This is a genomic window from Campylobacter sp. BCW_4338 (assembly GCF_001763255.1).
GTDB classification, from domain to species: domain Bacteria; phylum Campylobacterota; class Campylobacteria; order Campylobacterales; family Campylobacteraceae; genus Campylobacter_D; species Campylobacter_D jejuni.
This window is the reverse complement of record NZ_MJYJ01000031.1, coordinates 1-371: the sequence shown is the minus strand read 5'-3', so window position 1 is coordinate 371 and position 371 is coordinate 1. Positions and strand designations below refer to the sequence as shown.

The window sequence follows — 371 nt, the reverse complement described above, 5'->3', positions numbered from 1 at the left end:
CAAGATGGCGCAGCGGACGGGGCTCGAACCCGCGACCTCCGCCGTGACAGGGCGGCATTCTAACCAGCTGAACTACCGCTGCATCCAAAGTAAAGAAGTAGAGATTATAAAACCTATTTATGATTTTATAAAATGGTGGTCACTATAAGACTCGAACTTATGACATCCACCTTGTAAGGGTGGCGCTCTACCAACTGAGCTAAGCGACCTATGATTGGCGACCCCTAGAGGATTTGAACCTCTGTTTCCACACAGAGAGAGTGTTGTCCTGGGCCACTAGACGAAAGGGTCATAACCCTAACAATAAAAATGGTGTCCCGTGTTGGATTCGAACCAACGGCCCCCTCCTTAAAAGGGAGATGCTCTACCGG

General features: G+C 49.6%; 3 tRNA genes. All 3 read right to left on the bottom strand.

The features are described 5' to 3' along the window. Positions 1-5 precede the first annotated feature (5 nt). The 3 genes from AJN69_RS02825 to AJN69_RS02815 all read right to left on the bottom strand — a co-directional run bounded on the left by AJN69_RS02825 (position 6) and on the right by AJN69_RS02815 (position 291). A tRNA-Asp gene (locus tag AJN69_RS02825) sits at positions 6-82 on the bottom strand. A 51-nt stretch (positions 83-133) separates the two neighbouring features. Next, positions 134-209, bottom strand: a tRNA-Val gene (locus AJN69_RS02820). A gap of 6 nt (positions 210-215) precedes the next feature. Continuing rightward, a tRNA-Arg gene (locus tag AJN69_RS02815) sits at positions 216-291 on the bottom strand. Positions 292-371 lie beyond the last annotated feature (80 nt).